This is a genomic window from Mesorhizobium sp. B2-4-14 (assembly GCF_006442155.1).
In the GTDB taxonomy this organism is placed as follows: domain Bacteria; phylum Pseudomonadota; class Alphaproteobacteria; order Rhizobiales; family Rhizobiaceae; genus Mesorhizobium.
In genome coordinates, this window is sequence record NZ_VFVA01000006.1 from 126,910 (window position 1) to 147,811 (window position 20,902).

Annotated in this window: 23 protein-coding genes; 13 read left to right on the top strand and 10 right to left on the bottom strand. The window is 62.4% G+C overall.

The features are described 5' to 3' along the window. Window positions 1-217: 217 nt before the first annotated feature. The 3 genes from FJ938_RS08150 to FJ938_RS08160 form a co-directional block, all read right to left on the bottom strand. Window positions 218-733 carry a winged helix DNA-binding protein gene (locus FJ938_RS08150; protein ID WP_013896002.1) on the bottom strand — a complete coding sequence of 172 codons (516 nt, stop codon included), beginning with the start codon at window positions 731-733 and terminating at the stop codon, window positions 218-220. Window positions 734-971: 238 nt separating this feature from the next. Then, entirely contained in the window at window positions 972-1,394 is a 423-nt protein-coding gene (locus tag FJ938_RS08155) for a DUF6163 family protein (protein WP_140609986.1), read from the bottom strand. Next, entirely contained in the window at window positions 1,391-2,434 is a 1,044-nt protein-coding gene (locus FJ938_RS08160; protein ID WP_140692688.1) for an enoyl-CoA hydratase/isomerase family protein, read from the bottom strand. The genes FJ938_RS08155 and FJ938_RS08160 overlap by 4 nt, the downstream gene beginning before the upstream one ends. A 187-nt stretch (window positions 2,435-2,621) precedes the next feature. Between FJ938_RS08160 and FJ938_RS08165 the strand changes: the two genes are divergently transcribed. The 4 genes from FJ938_RS08165 (at window position 2,622) to FJ938_RS08180 (ending at window position 6,249) form a co-directional block, all read left to right on the top strand. Next, complete coding sequence (locus tag FJ938_RS08165) at window positions 2,622-3,443, top strand: DUF2066 domain-containing protein (protein ID WP_140609984.1); 822 nt, start codon at window positions 2,622-2,624, stop codon at window positions 3,441-3,443. Between the two features lie 129 nt (window positions 3,444-3,572). After that, window positions 3,573-4,604 carry a porphobilinogen synthase gene (gene hemB / locus FJ938_RS08170; protein ID WP_140692691.1) on the top strand — a complete coding sequence of 344 codons (1,032 nt, stop codon included), beginning with the start codon at window positions 3,573-3,575 and terminating at the stop codon, window positions 4,602-4,604. A gap of 275 nt (window positions 4,605-4,879) precedes the next feature. After that, complete coding sequence (locus tag FJ938_RS08175; protein ID WP_140692694.1) at window positions 4,880-5,422, top strand: glyoxalase superfamily protein; 543 nt, start codon at window positions 4,880-4,882, stop codon at window positions 5,420-5,422. A 182-nt stretch (window positions 5,423-5,604) separates the two neighbouring features. Next, window positions 5,605-6,249 (top strand): dihydrofolate reductase family protein, encoded by a 645-nt coding sequence (locus FJ938_RS08180; RefSeq protein WP_140692809.1) that lies wholly within the window; start codon window positions 5,605-5,607, stop codon window positions 6,247-6,249. An 82-nt stretch (window positions 6,250-6,331) separates the two neighbouring features. Here the strand turns inward: FJ938_RS08180 and ppk2 are convergent, their stop codons facing one another. The 3 genes from ppk2 to FJ938_RS08195 all read right to left on the bottom strand — a co-directional run bounded on the left by ppk2 (window position 6,332) and on the right by FJ938_RS08195 (window position 9,520). Beyond that, window positions 6,332-7,252 (bottom strand): polyphosphate kinase 2, encoded by a 921-nt coding sequence (ppk2, locus tag FJ938_RS08185; protein ID WP_140609980.1) that lies wholly within the window; start codon window positions 7,250-7,252, stop codon window positions 6,332-6,334. A gap of 170 nt (window positions 7,253-7,422) precedes the next feature. Next, complete coding sequence (locus FJ938_RS08190; RefSeq protein WP_140609979.1) at window positions 7,423-8,394, bottom strand: glycosyl transferase family 90; 972 nt, start codon at window positions 8,392-8,394, stop codon at window positions 7,423-7,425. Window positions 8,395-8,548: 154 nt separating this feature from the next. Continuing rightward, the gene (locus FJ938_RS08195; protein ID WP_140692696.1) at window positions 8,549-9,520 is read right to left on the bottom strand and encodes a glycosyl transferase family 90; all 972 of its coding nucleotides are present in this window, start codon (window positions 9,518-9,520) and stop codon (window positions 8,549-8,551) included. A gap of 195 nt (window positions 9,521-9,715) precedes the next feature. Here FJ938_RS08195 and FJ938_RS08200 point away from each other — a divergent pair, with 195 nt between their 5' ends. After that, complete coding sequence (locus tag FJ938_RS08200; RefSeq protein ID WP_140692699.1) at window positions 9,716-9,862, top strand: hypothetical protein; 147 nt, start codon at window positions 9,716-9,718, stop codon at window positions 9,860-9,862. Window positions 9,863-9,913: 51 nt separating this feature from the next. Here FJ938_RS08200 and FJ938_RS08205 read toward each other — a convergent pair whose 3' ends face one another. Both FJ938_RS08205 and FJ938_RS08210 read right to left on the bottom strand, forming a co-directional pair. Next, entirely contained in the window at window positions 9,914-10,174 is a 261-nt protein-coding gene (locus FJ938_RS08205; RefSeq protein WP_140610007.1) for a DUF982 domain-containing protein, read from the bottom strand. 100 nt (window positions 10,175-10,274) lie between these two features. Then, complete coding sequence (locus tag FJ938_RS08210; protein ID WP_140692702.1) at window positions 10,275-10,940, bottom strand: GntR family transcriptional regulator; 666 nt, start codon at window positions 10,938-10,940, stop codon at window positions 10,275-10,277. 116 nt (window positions 10,941-11,056) lie between these two features. Between FJ938_RS08210 and FJ938_RS08215 the strand changes: the two genes are divergently transcribed. Next, entirely contained in the window at window positions 11,057-12,310 is a 1,254-nt protein-coding gene (locus FJ938_RS08215; protein ID WP_140692704.1) for a multidrug efflux MFS transporter, read from the top strand. A 35-nt stretch (window positions 12,311-12,345) separates the two neighbouring features. Continuing rightward, window positions 12,346-12,711 (top strand): DUF423 domain-containing protein, encoded by a 366-nt coding sequence (locus FJ938_RS08220; protein WP_140692706.1) that lies wholly within the window; start codon window positions 12,346-12,348, stop codon window positions 12,709-12,711. Between the two features lie 15 nt (window positions 12,712-12,726). Here the strand turns inward: FJ938_RS08220 and FJ938_RS29355 are convergent, their stop codons facing one another. Then, the gene (locus FJ938_RS29355) at window positions 12,727-12,876 is read right to left on the bottom strand and encodes a hypothetical protein (RefSeq protein WP_181165594.1); all 150 of its coding nucleotides are present in this window, start codon (window positions 12,874-12,876) and stop codon (window positions 12,727-12,729) included. A 371-nt stretch (window positions 12,877-13,247) separates the two neighbouring features. On the opposite strand from FJ938_RS29355, the gene FJ938_RS08225 reads away from it, so the two are divergent. Then, the gene (locus FJ938_RS08225; protein ID WP_140692709.1) at window positions 13,248-14,324 is read left to right on the top strand and encodes a substrate-binding domain-containing protein; all 1,077 of its coding nucleotides are present in this window, start codon (window positions 13,248-13,250) and stop codon (window positions 14,322-14,324) included. 12 nt (window positions 14,325-14,336) lie between these two features. On the opposite strand, the gene FJ938_RS08230 is transcribed toward FJ938_RS08225, so the two are convergent. Further along, a complete protein-coding gene (locus tag FJ938_RS08230) occupies window positions 14,337-15,515 on the bottom strand; it encodes an OpgC family protein (RefSeq protein ID WP_140692711.1) in 1,179 nt (392 codons plus the stop codon). Window positions 15,516-15,716: 201 nt separating this feature from the next. On the opposite strand from FJ938_RS08230, the gene FJ938_RS08235 reads away from it, so the two are divergent. From FJ938_RS08235 to FJ938_RS08255, 5 genes are all read left to right on the top strand, one after another. After that, window positions 15,717-16,385, top strand: coding sequence for an alpha/beta hydrolase (locus FJ938_RS08235; RefSeq protein WP_140692714.1), 669 nt, complete (start codon window positions 15,717-15,719; stop codon window positions 16,383-16,385). 124 nt (window positions 16,386-16,509) lie between these two features. Further along, window positions 16,510-17,589, top strand: coding sequence for a toxic anion resistance protein (locus tag FJ938_RS08240; RefSeq protein WP_140692716.1), 1,080 nt, complete (start codon window positions 16,510-16,512; stop codon window positions 17,587-17,589). A 10-nt stretch (window positions 17,590-17,599) separates the two neighbouring features. Next, window positions 17,600-19,171, top strand: coding sequence for a substrate-binding domain-containing protein (locus FJ938_RS08245; protein WP_140692719.1), 1,572 nt, complete (start codon window positions 17,600-17,602; stop codon window positions 19,169-19,171). Between the two features lie 8 nt (window positions 19,172-19,179). Further along, the gene (locus tag FJ938_RS08250) at window positions 19,180-19,794 is read left to right on the top strand and encodes a 5-bromo-4-chloroindolyl phosphate hydrolysis family protein (protein WP_140692721.1); all 615 of its coding nucleotides are present in this window, start codon (window positions 19,180-19,182) and stop codon (window positions 19,792-19,794) included. Further along, the gene (locus FJ938_RS08255) at window positions 19,794-20,900 is read left to right on the top strand and encodes a substrate-binding domain-containing protein (RefSeq protein ID WP_140692724.1); all 1,107 of its coding nucleotides are present in this window, start codon (window positions 19,794-19,796) and stop codon (window positions 20,898-20,900) included. Before FJ938_RS08250 ends, FJ938_RS08255 begins: the two co-directional genes overlap by 1 nt. The last annotated feature ends 2 nt before the right edge of the window (window positions 20,901-20,902 follow it).

Sequence of the window (20,902 nt, forward strand, 5' to 3'; positions counted from 1 at the left end):
CGAGCGCGACACGGTTGCGGGTGGACGCAAGGCCTTCACCACTGCATCACTGCGATCCTCGGTTCCACTGGAATATGGCGGCAACGTGGCCTTGCGCCCAAATCGGACCGGCCTTCGCTCTGAAAAGAAAGGGACCGGTGCTTTTCGGCACCGGCCCTGACTGGAGGTCGCTGTTTCGGCCGCGCTTCTTTGGCGCGGGCCAGATCTGTGTGGCGCCTTACATCCGGTAGGCGATGGTGTCGTTCCAGAAGCGGTCGAGCCGCTGCAGGGCGCGGTTCATCTGCTTGAACTCGTCGGTATTGATGCCGCCGACCTGTTCGATCGAGCCGACATGGCGCTCATAGAGGCCGGCGACCACATCCGCCACCTCGTTGCCCTTCGGCGTCAAAGAAACGCGGACCGAACGGCGGTCGATGCGCGAGCGCTGGTGGTTGATGAAGCCGAGATCGACCAGCTTCTTCAGATTGTAGGACACGTTCGAGCCGAGATAGTAGCCACGCGAGCGCAACTCGCCGGCGGTCAGCTCGGAATTGCCGATGTTGAAGAGCAGCAGCGCCTGGATGGCATTGATGTCGGAACGGCCGTTGCGGTCAAATTCGTCCTTGATCACGTCAAGCAGACGGCGGTGCAGCCGCTCGACCAGCTGCAGCGATTCCATGTACAGGGAACGGATAGCCTCGCGGCGATCGTCGGATACGTTGGCGGTCTTCGCCGCCGGACGCGAATTGATCATTGTCTTTGCCTCTCGTTTGTCGCCCTGGTGATTTTTTGTTTTTCACCTTGATCGCGACACTATCGAATACTCATAAAATTCGACTTAAACGCTAGGGCTAACAAGAGCTTACCGGTAAGAGGTTTCGAAAGAGGCTTAACGAACGGTCACCCGAGCAAGGATGATTAACCTAAAGATTTAGGCAATGATCGCGGGGCTGGATTCAGGCGGCCGCCAAGTCATCAATGGCCGCAAAGGCTTAGTGCCGTACGGGGCGTTTCTGCAGGTAGATGACGACGCGAAAGACGATGTAGAGCAGCGCCACCGCCGCATGCGAGACGACGATCAGCAGCCGATGGCCGAAAAGCTCGGGAAAACCGGCATACATGACGGTCTCGGTGACCGCGCAGATGAACCAGATCACCGGGCCCCAGGAGGCCAGCATCCACAGCCCCGCGGCGGCGAAGGGAAAAAACACGGCGAGCATCACCGTCGCCACCTGCCAGTGCACCGGCATGAGATCGAAGCGCCACAGCGAGCCTGGATAGAAGCCGATCAGCTTGATCCAGTACAGTATGCCGAAGAGCAGGCAGTAGCCCGCGATGACGCGCTGGAACCAGGCGAAGATCACCTCGACCGTCGAGGGCTGAAGCACGACGCGTCTCGACGTCACTTCGCTCATGTCAGGAGCTCCCGTTCACCGAGCGGGGCGAAATAGGCATCGATATCGGCCTCACGGACCGCGTCAAGACTTGGCGGCCGCCATTGCGGTTTCGATCCCTTGTCGATGATGGCGGCGCGGATGCCTTCGTAGAAATCGTGGCCGGCAAGCATGCGGTTGACGATACGGAACTCCATCTTCATGCAGTCGTCCATCGACAATGTCAGCCCGGCGCTGATTTGCCGCCAGGCGACGCGAAGGCTGGTCGGCGAGCGCGTGCGGATCGTCGCCAGCGTCTTTGCCGCGAATTCGTCGGTGCTTGCCGCGCGGTCCAGGCTGTCGATGACATCCTGCAGCGACGGCTGGGCGAAATGGCGCGATATCGCTCCCAGGATCGGCCTTTCGGTCTCCCGCTTCGCCGGAACAAGGAAACCGCGCAGCACCGATTCCGGATCGCCAGTCAGCGCCAGCCGGTCGAGGAAGCTTACCTGGTCCTCGGCCTTGATGGTGTGGGTGGCCAGACCCGACCACAGCGCATCGCCATAGCGGATGCGGTTGCCGGTCAGCGCCAGATACATGCCGAAGGAGCCGCCAAGATCGGGCAGCAAATGGCTGGCGCCGACATCGGGGAAAAAACCTATGCCGACCTCCGGCATGGCGAACTGGGCATTCTCCGTCATCACCCGGTGCGAACCGTGAAAGGAAATGCCGACGCCGCCCCCCATGACGATGCCGTCGATGAGCGCCACATAAGGTTTGCGGAAGCTGTTGATGCGGGCGTTCAGCCGATACTCATCGGCGAAGAACTCGACCGGCGGCTTTCCAGCCCGGCCGGCTTCGTAGATGTGGAGGATATCGCCTCCGGCCGAAAACGCCCTGCCCTCTGCCTTGATGACGACGACGTCCACGCCGTCATCGCGCTCCCAGGCATGCAGCGCCTTGCCCAGTGCCTTGACCATGCGATGGGTGACGGCATTGAGCGCCTGCGGCCGTGTCAGCGTCACGACACCGGCTCTGCCCAACCGTTCGAAGCGAATTTCGTCGCCTCCACCAAAATCCATTGCCAGAGAATCCCTTCCCCGCGCCTGCGGGACTGAAGTGCTAAAGGCGGCGCATGGGTGCGTCAATGGCAGCAGCCTCTTCGCCGCGGTCTTGGCGGCTGGCGGCAGCCGATGCTACGAAGATCGCCGCCATTCAAAGCGACGCGCCGATATCAAGCGCGCAGACGGGATCGGGGGACAGTTGGGCATGTCCGGATTTCTTCGTACCGCGCTTTTCACGATCGGACTTGTGATCGCAGGCCTTGTACCGCGCGCCGCATACGCCGTCACGGCCGACGAACTCTACCAGTCGAAGACCATCGTCACCGGCCAGGGCGAAGCGAACCGCCAGATAGGCTTCAGAGACTGCCTGGATCGGGTTCTAGTCAGGGTTTCAGGCGATCAGCGGCTGCTGAAAAAACCAGAAATGGCGGATCTGCGCAACAAGGCTGGCAGCTTCGTCGATTCCTTCCGCTACCGCGACCGGCTGCAAGGCATTCCGATCCATGACGAGCAAGGCACGCATGACCGGCCACACGATCTCACCTGTCTCTACAAGCCTGATATCCTCGACAAGGTGCTGGCGTCGCTTGGCAGCAAACCCTGGCTTGGTGAGCGGCCGACACTCACCGTCTTTCTCGCCACCGAACAGGGCGCTCGGCATTTCGTGCTGAGCGCCGGGGAAAAGCGTGGCGAGACGATGCGCGAATCCTTCGCCGATGCCGCCGGTCCGATGCTGATGCATGTCGTGTTTCCGAAGGCTGCGCAGCTTGCCGGCCTGGACGAAACAGCGCTGGGCTCCGCCGATATGGCAAGGCTGGACCGACTGGCCAAACAGACCGGCGGCACCCAAGCGCTCGCCGGCAGCATGGTATGGAGCGACAAAGAGCTCGGCTGGATCGCCGATTGGCGACTGGCCGATCACGGCAAGACCTATCGTTGGCAGGTACGTGGCGTCAGCTTCGACGAGGCGTTTCGTGTGGCCATCAGCGGTGCGGCGCAGATTCTGTCCGGAAACGGGCAGCCTTGAGGGATCCGCGCCCTTATCTGAGCGCCGGCACTTTCTCCGCGAACGGAGAAACGAAAAGCTGGCACAAACGTGTCGCATTGGTCAGGGCCAAGCGCTCGTGGTAAAAGCCGGCTATCCGGAGTTTTGGCAATGAACAAATTCACCCCGACAAAGCCAGCCGGCGCGCGCAGCGTCGACGACGTCACCGGCAGCCGCCGCCTGCGCCGCATGCGCAAGGCCGACTGGTCGCGCCGGCTCGTGCAGGAGAACCGGCTTTCAGTCGACGACCTGATCTGGCCGATCTTCGTCGTCGGGGGCAGTAATGTGCGCGAGCCGATCGCCGCCATGCCAGGCGTCTTCCGCCTGTCGGTCGATCTCGCCGTCAAGGAGGCCGAACGCGCGGCCAAGCTCGGCATACCGGCACTCGCCACTTTCCCCAATGTCGAGCTGGGCCTGCGCGACCAGACCGGCTCGCATATCCTCGACCCGGAAAACATCATCAACCGCGCCACCCGCGCCATAAAGAGCGCAGTGCCCGAGATCGGCATCATCACCGACGCCGCGCTCGATCCGTTCACCAGCCACGGCCATGACGGCATCCTGCGCGACGGCATCATCGTCAACGACGAAACGGTGGAACAGGTCGCGGCGGCGGCCGTCATCCAGGCGGCGGCGGGCGCCGATATCATCGCGCCATCCGACATGATGGATGGCCGCATCGGTGCCATCCGCGACGCGCTAGACGCCAACGGCTTTCAGGACGTGGCGATCATGTCCTACGCGACCAAGTTCGCGTCGGCCTTCTATGGCCCTTATCGCGAGGCGGTCGGCACCGCCGGCCTGCTCAAGGGCGACAAGAAGACCTACTATATCGACCACGCCAATTCGGACGAGGCGGTACGCGAGGCCGAGCAGGACCTCGCCGAGGGCGCCGACATGCTGATGGTCAAGCCCGGCCTGCCCTATCTCGACATCATCCGCCGGCTGAAGGACGAATTCCAGATGCCGACCTTCGCCTACCAGGTCTCGGGCGAATATTCGATGATCAAGGCAGCGGGCGCCAATGGCTGGATCGATGGCGAGAAGGCGATGCTGGAATCGCTGCTCGCCTTCAAGCGTGCAGGCTGCGACGGCATCCTGACCTATTTCGCGCCCGAAGTGGCCGTGATGCTGAAGGGGTAACTTCGCCCCTCAGCCACCGCACCGCGACCTTCCAGGTCTTGCCATGACGGCATCGCTTCGGAGCCGGCTGGCATCTCTGGCGAATTCCCGCTGACAAAGTGGACCAGTTGCGGCTATGATGCCGACACGGCCGGAGGCGGCCGGCAGCCCGCAGCTCGCCAAGAGGCATGGCGAACGCCTCCAGAGGATGCTTCCTGACCCGTTTCACCGTCGGGCGAAGGCGTTGGGCAATGCGGGCACTGACGAAGACTTCGCCGTGACCCGAGGAAACGGACATGCTTGCCTATCGCGATGCCATGACCATGGCGAAAGCCATGCGGGACGCGCTTGCCGACCACGACCTGACGATCAGCCACAGCGAGGCCCTGGAAATCGTCGCGCGCCAGTTCGGACTGGCGAACTGGAATATCCTGTCGGCAAAGATCGAAGCGCCGCTCGCGAGGCAGGAGACGATCATCTTCGAACGGACGGCGCCAATCGTGCGCATCTTCGACGTCGCGAAGGCGCACGAATTCTACCTCGGCTTCCTCGGTTTCACCGTGGACTGGGAACACCGCTACGGCGACCATTTCCCACTGTACACTCAGGTGTCGCGTGGCAATCTCGTCCTGCACCTGTCCGAACACGCCGGCGACGCGACGCCGGGCGGCAACATGGTTGTCTACATGAAGGGCGTCCGCGACTTCCATGAGGAGCTTGCGGGCAAGGATTACCGCTATATGAAACCCGGCTTGGAAGACGAGGACGGGCGGCTGACGGTGGAGGTCATCGACCCGTTCAGCAACCACATCCGCTTCATGGAGCTCGTCAGCGAATGAGTTGGTGTGGCAACCGTCGGCGGCGGCTTGCCATCATTAATCGTCACGAGGCAAGTCCGGACATCGCTTGACCGCGGGTCCGGACACGCATTATTCGCATCTCGAAGATACCACTTGCAATTTGCAATCGGTTTGCTACAAAAAACTGCTTGCATAACACAACTGATTATCGAGGAGATTTCATCTCCAAGCTGCGTGTCAATGCATTCTCCCTATCGCTCGACGGCTTTGGGGCCGGTCTCAGCCAGGACTTGGAGAATCCGCTCGGTGTCGGCGGAAAATCGCTGCACAAATGGGCGTTCACCACGCGGACCTTCCGCAAGATGTTCGGCGAGGAAGGCGGCGCCACCGGCGTCGACGAGGATTTCGCCGCGCGCAGCTTCGAAAATGTCGGCGCCTGGATCTTGGGCCGCAACATGTTCGGACCCATCCGCGGCCCTTGGAAGGACGAGAGCTGGAAGGGCTGGTGGGGCGACAACCCGCCCTATCACGTGCCGGTCTTCGTGCTGACCCACCATGCGCGTGAGCCCGTCGTCATGGAAGGCGGCACGACCTTTTACTTCGTCACCGAGGGTATTCATTCGGCGCTTGAGCAAGCGAAGGCCGCGGCTGATGGAGAGGATGTGCGGGTCGGTGGCGGCGTCGCGACAATCAGGCAATATCTGGAGCAGAAACTTATCGACGAGATGCATCTGGCGATCTCGCCCGTGCTGATCGGCGCAGGCGAAAACCTTCTGGCCGGCCTCGACATGCCGAAACTCGGCTATCAATGCAGCGAACAGGTCGCTTCGCCGCACGCCATGCATGTGGTCATTAAACGGGCATAGCCGCAACTCCGGTCATTGGCGAAACCCGCAGGTGCAAGCCTCTTTCTCTCCGTCACTATACGGGGAGAGACGGAAATGCGCCTCAATATTTCTCCGGCACGTAAAGTTCTCGCGGCAGAACCTGGCGCTCGTATTCCGGGTTGAACACGCGCTCGGGCAGTGTGATCTCCTCGTGCGGCACATCTTCATACGGCATCTGCTTCAAAAGATGATCGATGCAGTTGAGCCGCGCGCGCTTCTTGTCGTTGCCCTCGACGATGAACCAGGGCGCTTCGGGAATGTTGGTGCGGGCGAAGGTTTCTTCCTTGGCCTTGGTGTATTGCTCCCAGCGCACACGCGACTGGAGATCCATGGGCGACAGCTTCCACTGCTTCATCGGATCGTGGATGCGCATCAGGAAGCGCATCTGCTGTTCCTCATCGGTGATCGAGAACCAGTATTTGACCACGGTGATGCCCGAGCGCACCAGCATGCGCTCGAACTCCGGCACGTCGTGGAAGAACTCCTCGACCTGCTCGTGCGAAGCAAAGCCCATCACCCGTTCGACGCCGGAACGGTTGTACCAGGAGCGATCGAACAGTACGATCTCGCCGCCTGCCGGCAGGTGCGGGACATAGCGCTGGAAATACCATTGCGACTTCTCGCGCTCGGTCGGCGCCGGCAATGCCACGACGCGGCAGATGCGCGGATTGAGCCGCTGGGTGATGCGCTTGATGACGCCGCCCTTGCCGGCGGAGTCACGGCCCTCGAAAATCACCACCAGCTTCTTCTTGTGATAGGCGACCCAGGACTGGAGTTTGATCAATTCGGACTGCAGGGTGATCAGGTCGCGAAAATACTGCATGCGATCGATCGAAGGCGGATGCGAGTTCTTGTAGATCTTGGCGATCTCCATCGACAGCGCCGGCTCCGACATTTCGAGTTCATAATCTTCGTCGAGCGTGTCGGCGAGCTCGGCTTCGAGCCAGTCCTTGGCGGGAGAATTCTGTTTTAGCTCGGTCATGTCAGCTGCTCCGCTTGCAAACCCTGTCGGTTCCGGACGGTGTTCCCATTGCTGGCCCAGCGGCCTTGATGGAAACACCTGAGCCGACTTCAATATAGGCCGGCAATGACGGTTTTATTGCAACCCAGGCGTGATTGCAGCCACTGCGGCTGACCGAAGGCGCGTGACGCCTAACCTTCGATGAACCGCCAGAGTTCGGGGTCGGGTTCGATCTGACCGCTGAGCACGAAATATTTGTAGAGCACGAGCAGGGAGATCGCCTGCTCGTCTCGCTCATTGGAAAATTTGCGGCAATAGGCGTTGGCTGCGGCGATGATGCGCTCCGCCGCCGCCGGGTGCGCTTCGAAATAGCGCACCTTTTCGCCGAGATCGGCGAAATCCGGATCGAGTGGCACATAGTGGACATTGGCTTCGAGTTGGCTCTCCGCGAACCATGTCTCGTAGGTCGGCGGCGGCATCAGGCAGAGCGAGTTCGAATTCATGATCCATTTGAGGTTGGTCGCCACGTCATTGCCCTCGAGCGAGACGATGTAGCGGTAGCGCAGATGCTGGCTGATGCTGAGAAAGGGCTTGCTGTATTCGGCCGGAGCACTTCGCTTGTGCGAACCCACGTCGCAGAAAGGCAGGTCGCGCGCTGCGTCCAGAAACCGTGTCCTGATCGGATTGTTGAGATCGCCGCGCCAGATCACGACCGGCAGCTTGTCGGCAAAGGCGACCGCGTCGTCCGGCATGTAAAAGTGGCGGAACTTGTTGAACTTCAGGATGACCGCGTTGCTGTTGTCGGCGCGGATCGGCCGATCCTTGACGAGTGTCGGCACCTTCGGCACATGCCTGACGTCGCCAAACTCCAGGTCGAGGAGCAATGCCCGATCGAAATAACGGGCGAACTCCTTCAGGTCGTAATAGTACATGCTCGGCTCAAACGGCATCTTGTCGATGCGCACCGCATCCGGGCTTGGCATAAAGGTGCCCTGCAGTTTGTTGTAGTCATTCAACCGCCGGTGCACGGCCTCATCCGAGAGCCTGGCCTGCTCCAGGCGGGCCGCCAGCCGTCGTCGGAAGAGGACCTGGGGGGCGATATCGCGCATGACGTTTCGCGCATAGTAGAAAACCTTCTGCGTCGTTCGTTTTATGGTGGCCATCGTACCACGTTGATATCAGGACAAACGCGACCAAAACACCCGGCAGCCCGAGATAGTTCCCGCGCCATGCTCACACGTCATTGTGCCAGGCATTTCGCAACCCGGTGTCATCCAAACGCGAGACCAATGGCGTCGACGCCAATGTCGCCGGCGACTAGCCCGTTATGTAACGCCAGACCTCGGCATCGGGCTTGATCTGGCCGCTGAGCACGAAATATTTGTAGAGCACCAGCAGCGAGATCGCCTGCTCCGTCTGTTCGTTGTCGAATATCCGGCAATAGGCGTTCGCGGCCGCAATGATGCGCTCGGCCTTCGCCGGGTGCCGTTCGAAATAGGCCACATGTTCGGCCAGGTTCGAGAAATCCGCTTCAAGCGGTACATAATGGACATTGGGCTCGAGCAGCCGTTCCGCGAACCACGTTTCATAGGTCGGCGGCGGCATCAGGCAGAGCGACTTCGAGTTCATGATCCATTTGAGATTAGTCGCCACGTCATTGCCTTCGAGCGAGACGATGTAGCGATAACGCTGCTGCTGGCTGATGCTGAGAAAGGGCTTGGCGTATTCGGCCGGAGCGTTCGGCTTGTGCGAGCCGGCATCGCAGAACGACAGCTCGCACACAGCCTTCAGAAATCTTGTCCTGATCGGATTGTTGAGATCGCCGCGCCAGACCACCGCAGGCAGCTTGTCGGTAAACGAAATGGCGTCGGCCGGCATCTGGAAGTGACGAAACTTGTCGAGCTTCATGATGACCGCGTTCTTGTCATCATCACGGATCGGCCGGTCCTTCACGATCGACGGCACCTTCGGCACATTCCTGACGTCGCCGAACTCCAGGTCGATGAGCAATCCGGGATCGAAGTAGCGGGCAAATTCCTTCAGGTCGTAATAGTACATGGTCGGCGTGAAGGGCAGCTTGCCGACGCGCACCGCATTCGCGCTTGGCGTGAAACCATCCTGCAGCTTGTTGTAGTAGTTCAACCGCCGGCGCGCCGCCTCATCGGAAAGCCTCGCCTTTTCCAGGCGAATGCCCAACCTGCGTCTGAACAATGCTTGCGGAACGGCATCGCGCGCAACGTTTCGCGCATAAAAGAAGACCTTTGCCGACGTCCGCGCAATTGTGGCCATGGTTCACTTGATCAAACGGGCAGCTCTCAAGACGCTGGCGCCCTGGCGTTTCCTACATCATTGTGGCGCCCATCTGGCAAAGCCCCGGCATATCTTCGACGTCAGCACCCACGCACTGTCGTTTCAGCTGTTGTGTTTGACGGCTAATGCTCCTAGGCAGGTTCAGAGCCGCAAGGCAGGTCAAAGGGAGCCGATATGGCGCGAGCACCGAACTACGATCAGGAACGCAAGGAACGCGACCGGCAGAAAGCGGCCAAAAAGGCCGAGAAGCTGGCGGCCAAGGTTGCCGCGCGGGAGCGGTCGAAGCCCGAGGCCAAAGTCGAAGCCGAAACAGGGGAATGACGGCAACAGGCCCGCGATTGCCGGCTCCGTCTTAACGCATGTCGCGCCGCGTCAGGCGGGCGCCTTGTCGCTGATGAATACATCCACTTCACGCGCCGCGGCGATGAAGGCGCGCCGGGCATTCATGGCCGGCTTGTCGCCGGCCAGCGCGTCGTGGCAGGCCTGAAGTGCCGCGCGATGCTTGGGACTGCGCTTGCCGGGCCAGCTGTTGAGGAGGTAATCGGAAGCCTCCCTCGCCGAACGCAAGAGCTGAGTGCTTCCTGCGGTGACGGACTTGACGGTCACCGGCGTTTCAAATCGGTTGTTTTCCATCGCCGCTCTTACGCCATCGGCGCCCATGAAGCGAGGCCGAAAGTGCACTCCGCGTCCGGACACCGCTTTTTGCCCGGCGAGTGCCCTGCCGGTCAGGCCGCTAAGCGGCGACGACTGCAAATCCCCTGGCGCGAAGACCGCGCCGATCGTTGGCAAGCGACGCTACCAGCCGGTCGCGGCTGCCGATGATGTGGGCTGAAAGCCGGCGCGCCGCTTCATCGGCGTCGCCAAGCCGTGTTGCCGCCAGAATGGCGCGATGTTCGGCCCAGGCGCGGCCAAGGGCTGCTTCGTCGCGCACCTCCAGCCAGCGAGCACGCGACAGGCGCGTCATGGCATCGCGCACCGCCCTGAACAGGAATTCGTTGCCCGACAGCCGCGCCAGCTCGATGTGAAAATCCATGCCGACACGGTGCCATTCCTCGCGCGAAGTGTTTTCGTCGCAGGAATCGAGCATCGCCTCGATGACGTCGATGGCGCTCCTTTCGTCGTACGCGCATGTCAACCTCAGGGCCGCGACCTCGACCGCTTCGCGATAGACCGCGATCTGCTCAAGCTCGGCCAGGTTGATAGGCGAGACCGTCCAGCCGCGCCCGTCCCTGCCGACAAGACCCTCGGTCTCCAGCCGCAGCAGTGCTGCCCTGACCGGCGTGCGCGAGGCGCCGAAGCGGCCTTCGACCCATCGCTCGGTCAATTTCTCGCCGGGACCGATTTCGAGCCCCAGGATCATTTCGCGCAACTGTCGTTCGACATTCTGCATTTGCGACATCGCGCTGCCTTTTCTGAAGCCGCATTGACAGCGGCCGGGTCGGAGTTCATGACGGATACCGATTTGGTATCCCAAAGTGGTATCCGCAACAAGTGCTGACACCGAGCAGGCAGGGCATGACACAGGAAGACGCTCAACAAAGCGGTTACAGCATCCACTGGCGGCGCAATCTTGCCGTCTGTTTCGCGGGCTCGTTCAGCACGCTCATCGCCATGACGCTGCTTTTGCCCTTCCTGCCGCTTTACGTCGAACAGCTCGGCGCACAGGGCCATGTGGCGATCGTGCAGTGGTCCGGCATCGCCTATGGCGCCACCTTTTTCGCCGCCGCCCTTGTCGCGCCGTTGTGGGGCCGGCTGGGCGACCGCTATGGCCGCAAGGTGGTGCTGGTGCGCGCCAGCTTCGGCATGGCGATCTGCATGTCATTGACGGGTATGGTCGAGACGGTCTGGCAATTGGTGTTGCTGCGCCTGCTGATCGGCTTTGCCGGCGGCTATTCCTCCGGTTCGACCATTCTGGTGGCCATGCAGACACCCAAGGACCGCTCCGGCTGGGCGCTGGGCGTCCTGTCGGCCGGGATCACCGCCGGCTCGCTGGTCGGCCCCCTGCTCGGCGGCGCGCTGCCGCCGGTGATCGGCATCCGCGCCACCTTCCTGTTGTCCGGCGGCGTTATCTTCCTTGCTTTCCTGGCGACGACCTTCCTGATCAAGGAGAACCCGCGCCCGAAGCCCGCCAAGCCGGCGTCGGGCACAAAGCCGAAAAGCGGCTGGTCGCAGATCCCGGACAAACGCCCGGTGGTGGCCATGCTGGCGACCGGCATGCTGCTCGCCTTCGCCAACATGTCGATCGAGCCGATCATCACTGTCTATGTCCAGCAGCTCATCGAGGATCAGAGCCATGTGACGATGGTCGCCGGCGTGGTGATGTCGGCGGCGGCCCTTGGGACGATCCTGTCGGCGTCATGGCTCGGCAAGCTTGCCGACCGTGTCGGCCACTGGAATGTCGTTGTTGGGGCGTTGGCCGCCTCGGCCCTGCTGCTCATCCCGCAGGCCTTCGTCACCGATGGCTGGCAATTGATCGGTCTGCGTTTTCTGATGGGCTTGGCGCTCGGCGGCCTGCTGCCCTGCATCACCAGCGTCATTCGCCACAACATCCCCGATGGCGTGGGCGGCAACGTGCTTGGCCTGGCGATTTCGGCACAATATGTCGGCCAGGTCGCGGGGCCGCTATCCGGTGGCTTCGTGGGCGGTCACTTCGGCATGCGGGCGGTGTTTCTCGGAACATCGGTGCTGATGGCCGGCGGTGCCGTCTACAACTGGATTGTCCAGTCGCGGCGGACACGGCATATGGTGCTGGAGGCGGGCGAGCCCTGAGACGGGCCTGGCCCGCCGCAAGAAGGAGCCTCGACATGACCTTCGCCGATCCGAACGGCAGCCGGATGCTTGTGTTTGCCGGCGGTCTCGTCGGCGCGGCGGGCGTGGCGCTGTCGGCAGCGGCCGCGCATCGCGGCGGCGCCTTCACCGGCACGGCCGCGTCATTCCTTTTGATGCACGCGCCGGTGTTCCTGGCCATCGGCCTCATCGGCGCGAATCGCTTTCTGCGGATCGCCAGCTTCGCCCTGCTTGCCGGGCTCCTGCTTTTCGCCGGCGATCTCCTCGCCCGCGATTTCCTCGGATCGAGACTGTTTCCGATGTCGGCGCCGATCGGCGGCACACTGCTCATCGCAGGCTGGCTGGGGATAGCAATTTCTGCCCTGACGCGCCCACGTCCTTAGGGAACCAGGAAAGGCTCAGTCCCGACGACGTTCGTGGCGGGCCACCACCTCGCGACTGCGCGTTGCGGGCTTTGTCCGGCGTTGCGCCTCCGGCCGTTCCGCGGCCGGCGCGATGCCCCAATAGTTGCGGTAAATGTCTTCGAACAGATGCTTGATGGGATGCATAGCTTTTCTCCCTTTGAATTGAATTGGATCGATCCAATCAATGGGCGCAGAAAGCTGAACCGATCAGCTCCGCCTGCGCTCCACCAGGAAGCGAAGGTCGCGAATCCATAGGCCGGTTCTAGCCCGGCGCCTGGATTGTGGCCGGTCGATCCGATGCTTCAATCGTTGCGATAGACGTCTTCGAACAGGTAGCCGATGGGAGCCATAACGCTCCACTCAAGCCATCAAACAGAAGCGAATCCGCTTTGATTGGATCGATTCAAACATAAACTTGCAATCCTTGCTGAGTCAAGGGGAAATTTGAATCGATCCAACGAAAGTACTGGCTGCAAATCCGGAACGTGCTAAATGCATGTCAGGAGGCACGCACAATGGCGTCACTCACCGCAGGCAACCGAAGACCCGTCCGGCTGGCCGACATCGCCAAAGCGGCCGGCGTTTCGCACGGCACCGCATCCAATGTTTTCAGCCGCCCCGAGATCGTGCGCGAAGAAGTCCGCGAACGGGTTCGGGCAGCAGCCGAAGCGATGGGCTACGGCGGGCCTGATCCAAAGGGTCGGCTGCTGCGGGCCGGCAAGGTAAACGCCATTGGCGTGGCCACCGCCGAGCCCCTCTCCTATTTCTTCGACGATCCCTTTGCGCGCGTCATGATGGCGGGCATCTCGCAGGCTTGCGATGCGACCGGAGCCGGCATCTCCCTGGTCTCGGCCGCCAACAACGAACAGCTTGCCTGGAACATCCAGAGCGCCCTGGTCGACGGCTTCATCGTCTTCTGCATCGAAGGCGGTTCGCGCCTGGTGGAATTGGCGCGTGAGCGCAAACTGCCCTTTGTGGCGCTCGACCTGGATTCCGAGGATGGGTCCGTCGCGGCGATCGGTGTCGACAACATCGCCGGCGCCAGCATGGCGGCGCGCCATCTCACCGATCTCGGACATCGCCGCTTCGCGGTTCTGGCGCTGCCTTTCGCTGACGGCAGAACAGGTCTTGTTTCACCCGGGCAGGTTCGAGCCGCGACTTATGCGGGGACGCGCGACCGGCTCACCGGCTATCTCCAGGAGCTTTCCCGCGTTGGCGTCGACGCGTCCAAAGTGCCCGTCTACGAGACCAGCAACGATGCGGCGAGCACGAAGGCGGGGCTCGAAACCATCTTCGCCTCCGACCACCCGCCGACAGCCATCCTGGCGATGTCGGACAGGATAGCCTTGGTGACGCTCGAATGGCTGAGCGCGCGCGGGCTCAACGTCCCCGACGATGTTTCCGTCGTTGGGTTCGATGGTGTTCCGGAAGCATCGGTGTCCGAGCCGCCCTTGACCACCATCGCCCAGCCGATTGCCGAGATGGGCCGCCTTGCCGTCAGGGCGATCCTGGAGAGCGACGGGCCGGTCAGCCGGCAGCAACTGCCGGTCGAACTGATCGTGCGAGGCTCGTCGGCTCCGCCGCGCGGCTGAACCGCATTCCCCTCAGCGATTGGCCCTTGCCACGGCGGAGATACCGAAAGGCGCACGCACCGGCGTGACATCCTTTTGCGTCATGCGGACCTTGCCGGCGCCGCCGATGGTCGACAGCCATTCGAGATAGAAGGCGAGCGCGAACTGCATGGCGATGCCGGCTGATAGCAACAGGCTGTCATAGGCAAGCCCGCCCGGATTGACCAGTTTCATCACCTGCGCGACCATGGCGATCACCGTGCCGGCGATGAAGACCGGCAGCGAGCGTTTGCCCAATATCGCCAACGGATGGTCAGGGCTGGTGCGGAACAGGCTGGAAAGCGCCGGCAAGACGACGATCAGATAGCTGACCGCCAGGATGTGCAGCAGTCGCGGCAGCGACAGGAACGTCTTGTCGAAGCCGCCGATCACCACGGGCAGGTTAAACCACGTTATGTGCCCCCAGAGCGGGCTGTGCACCCATACCAGTGCCGCCAGCACATAGGCGGCGGCAGCGCCGACCAGCCAGCGGTTGACCGGAATGACACCGCCGCGCCTGACATGCAGCATGGCGGCCACGCCGATGTTGAACAGGAACTGCCAGGACAGAGGGTTCAGGAACCAGAAGCCGGGCTCGGGATAGTTGGGCGGGGCGATCTGCCAGATGCCGGCGACGAGCCACAGCGCACCGGACACGGCAAGTGCCACGGCGGGCCTGTAGCTGATGAACAGGACGAAGGCCGGTGCCATCAAAAGCAGCGCGGCATAGACCGGCAGGATGTTGTTGTAGCCGAGCTGGTGGCCAAGCGTGACGATGCCGACCAGCACTTCCGGCGTGTTCTTCATCAGCGGCTCGATATTGATCATCTTCAGCAGTTCCGGCCGCCCGGCAAGCACCGCCACGGCGCAGAACAGGGCCATCACCATCATCGTCGTGACGATGTGGGCGCTATAGAGCACGCCAGCCCGCCGCCACATCTTCAATGTCGCGAGAAGCCGGCCGCCCGGCCGGAACTTCGTGCCATAGGCGAGCGCGACCGAGATGCCCGAAATCAGCACGAATCCCTCTGCCGCGTCCGAGAAGCCGAAATTCTTGTAGGTCAGGGTCTCGAAAGCCGTGCCTGGCACATGATCGATGAAAATGGTGAGCAGCGCCAGCGCGCGCAGTACATCGATACGCGTGTCGCGTTCGGGCGAAACAGGGGTAGTCATCGACAAAAGGCCTCAAAGCTGGTTGTTCATGTCCAGCAATGCGACCCCCGGCGCACCGCTTCGATTCCTCCCAACGGGAGTATATCGGCGCTGAAACGGGCTGGAATGCGCCTGGTTCAATCAACTTTCGCGGAGCATGAAAATATTGCGTTTTGAAGCCGGCAAATTGAGCGAGACGTCATATAATCAAGAGGATGCGGGATGACTGGCGACAGCGTCGAAAACAGCCCGCTAGGGATGGATCTGGCCTTTCCCTATCGTCTCCTGGGGGAAGGCAGGGACGGCTGTGAATGCCTTTTCCTGCTGCATGGATCGGGCGTCGACGAGACCACCCTGGTGCCGCTGGCAAGACGGATCGCGCCCGGCGCCGTGCTGGTCGCGGCACGTGGCCGTATCCCCCAGGAGGACGGTTTTCGCTGGTTCGAGCGGATAACCCCGACGCGTTTCGAACAGAAGAGTATTCTTGCGGAAACAGCTGCCTTCGCGGCATTCGCAAGCCAGGCCGCCAAGCGCCATGGGCTCGACCTCGATCACGCGACCTTCCTCGGCTACTCGAATGGCGCCAACCTGATTTCCAGCCTGATGCTGCTCCATCCGGGTATCGTGCACAGGGCGGCGCTGCTGAGGCCAATGCCCGTGCTCGACCAAACGCCGGCGACGGACCTGAAGGGAACCCGCGCACTGATCATCGCGGGGGCCGCGGACGAAACCTACGGACCCTTCGCGCCGGCGCTGGTGACGCTGCTCAGCCGCCACGGTAGCGAGATCGAGGCCCGGATCATCCCATCGGGCCACGAAATCGGTGATCCCGACGCCGCGATCGTCGGGCAATGGCTGGCGGGGCCGGCTGCCGTGGCGCACGTAGGCTGAAAGGTGGCGCTATTTACCCGGAATTATCCCCGAAAATGGCCTGGGGCTTCCTTTCTCCACAGCGGCGACATATCTCTGTTACAGACTGTCTATCGAGATACTGTTCACTGAGGGGGAGGTCTGCATGGCCGACAAGAACAGCATCACTCTGCTCGACGACACTTCGCAATTGCCCGTCATCGCTGCCAATCCAGCCGAAATCGCCAGGATCGAGGACAGTATCGATGTGCGCGATCGCGCCGCGATTTCGGTCTTTGGAGACCGCGCCCAGCAATCCGTCAGCGACTATGCCGACAGGATCCTGTCGCAGATCCGCAACCGCGATCTCGGCGACACCGGCGACCTCCTGACCGACATCATCATGAAGGCCAAGAACCTCGATCCGGCCTCGCTGAAAGACCAGGGTTTCCTCAGCAATCTGTTTTCGTCGTTCAAGGCGCGGCTGGAGCGCTTCAAGGAAAAATACGAGGACGTTGCTGGACAGATCGACCGCATCGGCCTGGAACTCGACCGCCACAAGGACACGCTGCGGCGCGACATCGCGGTGCTCGACGACCTGCACGAGCAGACGAAGGACTCCATCCTCAAGCTCGATGCCTATGTGCAGGCCGGCAAAAAATTCGTCGACGACTACCGCGCCAACGAACTGCCCAAGCTGAAGGCGGCGGCCGACGCCAAGGGCAGCGACGCGGGCGGCACATTGGAGGCGCAAGGCTATCAGGACGCGGTGCAAGCGCTCGACCGGCTGGAAAAGCGGGTTTTCTACCTCGTCCAGGCGCGCCAGCTCGGCATTCAGCAGCTGCCGCAGATCCGCATCGTCCAGTCCGGTGATGAGACGCTGATCGAGAATCTGCAGGCGACTTCGGCGCTGACCGTGCCCGCCTGGAAGCAGAAAATGGTCATCCTGCTTGGCCTGACCAACCAGAAATCGGCGCTCGAGCTGCAGAAGACGGTGACGGACGCCACCAACGAGATGATCCGCCAGACATCGAAGATGATGAAGGATCAGGCGATCTCGATCGAGGAGCAGGCGCAGCGCGGCATCGTCGACGTCGAAACGCTGACGCAGGCCAACCGCGATCTCATCGACACCGTGCAAGGCGTGCTCAAGGTCCAGCAGGAGGGCCGGCAAAAACGGGCCGACGCCGAGAAGCAGATGGACCAGATGACCGCCGATCTCAAGAAAGCGCTCACCCAGGGCTGACGGAGGCTTGATGCCGAAGACGCTGACGTCGGTTCTCGTCCTTGCGGTCTCCCTGCTGCTGGCCGCCTGCAATTCCAGCAATGTGAAATTCTCGATCGTCTCCGGCTCCGAAAACACGGTGCTGGAGCCGATCGTGCAGGAGTTCTGCGCCAAGCAGGGTGCGACCTGCACCATCTCCTACCAGGGGTCGCTCGACATCGGGCTCGGCCTGCAAAAGCCTGATGGCCTAGAGCAGGACGCGGTGTGGCCGGCATCGAGCGTCTGGGTCGACCTGTTCGATTCCGGCCGCAAGGTGCGCAACCTGACCTCGATCGCGCAGATGCCGGTCATTTTGGGCGTGCGCAAATCCAGGGCCGCCGAACTCGGTTGGGTCGGCAAGCAAGTGTTCATGAAGGACATCCTCGCCGCGGTGAAGGATGGCAAGCTGAAATTCCTGATGACCTCGGCCACGCAGTCGAATTCGGGCGCCAGCGCCTATCTCGCCATGCTGTCCAGCGCGCTTGGCGGCAAGCAGGTGATCGAGCCCGGCGATCTCGACAATCCGGCCGTGCACGACACGGTCAGCGCCCTGCTGCAGGGCGTCGAGAGGTCTTCCGGATCGTCCGGCTGGCTCGCCGACCTCTATGTCGAGTCCGCGCGTCAGGGCACGATCTATGACGCGATGTGGAACTACGAAGCGACGCTCAAGGAGGCCAACGATAAGTTAAAGCAGATGGGCGACGAGCCGCTCTATGCGATCTATCCGGCCGACGGGGTCGCCGTCGGCGATTCGCCGCTCGGCTTCATCGACCATGGCCACGGCCCGGATGTCGAAAAATTCTTCACCGATCTGCTCGCCTACCTGCAATCGGACGCGGTGCGCAAACGCATCGCCGACACCGGCCGGCGGCTGCCGCTTGGCGGCTCGGCGATCCAGGCCGCGGCTGAACCGAACTGGAATTTCGATCCGGGCAAGCTGGTGACCTCGATCCGCATGCCGGAGCCGGCGGTGATCCGTAAGGCGCTGGATCTTTACCAGCAGGCCTTGCGCAAGCCGTCGCTGACGGCGCTCTGTTTCGACTTCTCCGGCTCGATGGAGAACGAAGGCGAGAAGCAGCTCCAAGCGGCCGCACAGTTCCTGTTCACACCGGAGAAGGCGAGCGAGGTCCTGGCGCAATGGACGCCCGCGGACCGCATCTTCGTGCTGCCCTTCGACGGCACGGTGCGCACCGTTTTCGAGGCGAGCGGCGACCCGGCCGGGCAGAGCCAGTTGCTCGGCGATGTCGCGGAGCAGCATGCCGGCGGCGGCACGGACATGTATGCCTGTGCCGAACAGGCGCTGCAGAAGATCACCGCAACCGCCGAGCTTGCGAAATACCTACCGGCGATCGTCATCATGACCGACGGCCGCACCGATGGTAGCGCCGACCGCTTCCTCGAGCAATGGCATCAGGCGCCGGTGCGCGTGCCGGTGTTCGGCATCACTTTCGGCGACGCCGACAAGAGCCAGCTCGACAGCCTCGCCAAGGCGACATCGGCGCGCGTCTTCAATGGCAGCGGAGATCTGGCAGGCGCCTTCCGCGCCGCTCGCGGCTACAATTAAGGCAGGACATGCGCGGCTTTGGCAATGATTGGAACTGGATTGTGGCGGGCCTGGTTTCCGCCGCGCTGCTGATCGGTCTGAGCGCCCTCACCCAGTTCCCGTTCCTGGTCTCGGCGGTGATCTCAGCGCTGGTCTTCGCCGGGCTGGTGTTCGTGCTGGCGCCGCGTCAGCTGTTCGAAGGGCTCGATCTCAGCTCGATCAGCGGCAGCCGCGTTGCGTTTGCCCGCGAACTCCTGGCGCAGGCGCAGCCGGCCGCAGACCGGCTCACGGCAGCTGCCGGTTCGATTGCGGACAGGGACATGAAGGCCAAGGTGAAGAACCTGTCCGACATTGCCGCCGACGTGATTTCCAAGGTCGAACAAAAACCGGAGACCGCGCCTTCGGTGCGGCGCTTCCTTACCTATTATGTGCCGCAGGCGGCGGAGGTGGCGGAGGGCTACGCGACGCTGGCGAACCGGCGGGCGCCAAGCCAGGCGCGGCTTGCGAATGTCGGTGCTGTCATCGCCAAGCTGCAGGATGCCTTCGTCCATTATGCCGACAGCCTCGCCGACAGCGAACTCGGCACGCTCGACGTTGACCTGCGACTCATTCAGGAATCGCTCAAAGAGGATATCGGTCGCTGATGGCCATTTCACGCCGCGCTTTCGGACTGGGACTGCTGGGTGCCGCCGCGGCCGGCACCGGCGGCTATCTGACGCTGAAAGACCGGCCGGAATTTCGCGGCTATCTCGGCAACCGGGCACATCTGTTCGGCTTCATCGGCGGCGAGAAGCAGGCCTTCCTCGCCGATCCGGATGTCGTCCATGCGCTCGGCGGATATGGGCTGGAGCTCGACGCGCGTGTCGCGGGCTCTGTCGAGATGGTCCGCGAACAGGTATTGTTGTCGCAGAAGCCGCAGTTCCTGTGGCCGTCCTCGTCGATCATGGTCGATCTGGCGCGTGAAAGCGGCGTGGCGATCCGCAACGACCAGGTCGTGCTCAATTCACCGATCGTAGTCTACACCTGGGGACCGGTGGTCGAGGGACTGAAAAAGAGCGGGCTGGTCACGGTCGCCGCCAAGGGCGGTTACAACCAGCTCGACCTCAAGGCGCTGCTCGAGGCCATCCTTGCCGGCAAGAACTGGTCGGATCTGGGCATCGCCGAGCTCTATGGCCGCACCCGGACCGTCTCCACCGATCCCAACCGTTCGAATTCGGGCTTCATGTTCGCCGGCCTGGTGCTGAGCCTGATGAGCGGCGACGTGGCGACGCAGGAGCTGCTTGCCCAGCATGGCGATCAGGCCAAGGCGATCTTCCGTAGCATGGGGTTGAAATCCTCATCGTCGGGAAAACTGTTCGACCAGTACATTGCCGGCGGTCTTGGCGCCGAGCCGATGGTGGTGGGTTATGAGAACCAGCTGGTGGAATGGGCGCTTGCCGACCCGGCCCGCTGGCAACGCGTGCAGGCCGGCGCCGGCGCCAAGCCTGAAATCCTCTACCCGCGCCCGACGGTCTATTCGGCGCACCCGCTGATCACCATAGACCCGACCGTCGACAGGTTGCTGGAAGCACTGACCAGTCCGAAGCTGCAGGAGCTCGCCTGGTCGAAGCACGGTTTCCGTGGGCCGCTCGGCACGGTCGCGGCCGGCAGCGACACCATTGCCGGTGTGCGACCGGCGGAAATCGAGGCAGTGCTGCCCATGCCTTCGGCCGACGTGATGCTAGCGCTGCTGTCGCAGTTGGACGGATAGAG